At 65.3% G+C, this 2204-nt stretch carries 1 protein-coding gene; it reads right to left on the bottom strand.

Features of this window, described 5'->3' with window-relative positions; translation table 11 throughout:
* Positions 1-2204: TIM-barrel domain-containing protein (locus ACYVDE_RS20785; protein ID WP_460503448.1), on the bottom strand; the 2204-nt coding region annotated here is incomplete at both ends.

Raw genomic sequence — 2204 nt, 5'->3', positions numbered from 1 at the left:
GGCCGAAGCTGCGCTGGTCGGGCACTTCCAGCGTGAGGGTTTCGGGCGCGGCGGTGGCGGGCGCGTCCAGCAGCCGCAGGCTGCGGATGCTAACGACCGCATCGGTACGCATCAGGAAATGAACGTCCAACTCGTGCCGGGCGGCATCGTAGGCAAAGCCCTCGGCCGGAATGGGCTGCCCATCAAGCAGCAGCGCGGTGGGCGCGGCCGCTACGCGCTGTACCAGCAGCCGCACCAGCCGAAACGCAGGCTGCCCGGCGTAGCGGCCGCCCTTGGCGTGCAACTGCACGGTGGTTTCCGCGGCTTCAAAATAGCCTTTTTTCGTAAGCAGGTCGAATTCGGACTTTTCCAGTGCCCGGGCCGAGTGCCCGTCGTCCTCATATAGCGTGAAGCTGGAGTTGGGCGTGCCGGCGTCGGGATAGTAGCGCAGCAGCAGCGTATCGGCCCGAAACTGGTCGGTGCTGGGGCGGTAGGCCGTCATTGGCAGCAGGGTGCCGGCGCGCACCAGCAGCGGCGTGTGGGCCAGCGGGGCGGGCACGGCTACTTTGCTATTGCCGGTATAAGTCTGGTTGGAATAAAAATCAATCCAGTTGCCACTAGGAAGCAGCACATTGCGCTGCCGCTGGCTGGGGTTGAGCACGGGTGCTACCAGTAGGTTGGGGCCGAGAAGGTACTGGTCGTTGGCCGTGGCCATTGCTTTGGTAACCGGAGAATTGGTTGGAGCACTGGTAACGGTGTCATCATGAAGTTTGGCTCTCCCTTCAACAGCGCCCCAATCAGCTTCGGAACCGAGTTGGTTCGCGATGGCCAATTCCTCTTGCGTAGGCGGCGGGGGCACGAACACCGGATAACCATTATTAAAGTCGGTGGTCCGCACTAGTGGCAGGCCGCGAACCGTATTCTGCCAAGCCAGCGTGTACAGATACGGCAGCAACTCATACCGCAGGTGCGTGGCATTGCGCACGGCGCTTTTGTAGGGCTCGGGGTAGAAGTAGGGCTCGGGCGGCACGCCTTCGCCGTGGGGGCGCAGGATGGGGCAGAGGCTGGCCATTTGCAGCCAACGGGTATACAGCTCAGGGTCGATGCCGCCCACGCAGAAGCCGCCGGCGTCGGAGTGCATGTAGCCCACTCCCCCCTGGCCCATGCCCAGCATCACCGGCACCTGGGCCTGCAGGCCGCTCCACGAGCGGTTGATGTCGCCCGACCACGGAAACACACCGTTGCGCTGCAGGCCCGCCCAGCCCGAGCGGGCCAGGTTGAACACCCGCTCTTCAGAGAATTCCCGGGCGTAGTTGTCGCGGAAAATGCCGGCCCACAGCTGCCCGTAGGCGTTGTGCACCTGCCGCGCCGGGCCGCCGGCGTGCTGCATGGCGGCGGGGTGGTTTTCGGGCTCGCCGAGGTCGCTCCACCAGCCGGCTACGCCCTGGTTGTGCAGGCGGCGGTAATTGTCCCACAGCCAGTTCCGGGCCGAGGGCTTCGTGACGTCGAGAATGCTCGCCGGCCCGGCCCAAAACGAGCCCACCGTGAATGGCCGGCCCGCGGCGTCGGTGCCCACCAGCCCCTGCGTGCACACGAGGCTGTCGTTACGCGAGGTGCGCATCACGTAAGGCTCCGAAATCAGGATGGTTTTCACGCCCTGCTGCTTCAGGCGGCCCATCATGCCGGCCGGGTCGGGAAAACCGGTGGGTTCCCAGGCAAAGTCGCCCTGCTTTTTGGTGCCGCCAAACCAGTACAGGTCCAGCACCAGCGCATCGAGCGGGAAGTTTTCGCGGCGCATGCGGCTGGCCACCTGCTGCATTTCCGCGTCCGACTTATATCCAAACCGGCTCTGAATGAGGCCCAGCGCCCAGCGCGGCGGCAGCGGCTGCCGGCCCGTCAGGGCCGTGTAGCGGGCGAGGATTTCGGCCTGGTTGCGGCCCGTTATCACGAAATAGGAGAGGGACTGCAGGCCCTCGCCGCCGTATTCGAGCACGTTGTTATCGGACTTGCCCAGGTCGAGGTAGCCGGGCGCGTGGTTGTCGAAAAACAGCAGGTAGCCCCGGCTGCTGAGCACCGTGGGCAGGGTGATATTCAGGTTGGGCTCGTGGTTTTGCGAGCCGTAGTGGGCTTGGTTGTACAGCTCCAGGCGGTAGCCGCGGCGGTCGAGTGGCAGCGCACGCGAGCCAGTGCCGTACAGCCGCTCGCCCGGCGCGAGGCGGAAGCGC

The organism is Hymenobacter agri, from assembly GCF_054778495.1.
The sequence above is the reverse complement of the archived record's forward strand: the minus strand, read 5'-3'. Positions and strand labels throughout refer to the sequence as shown.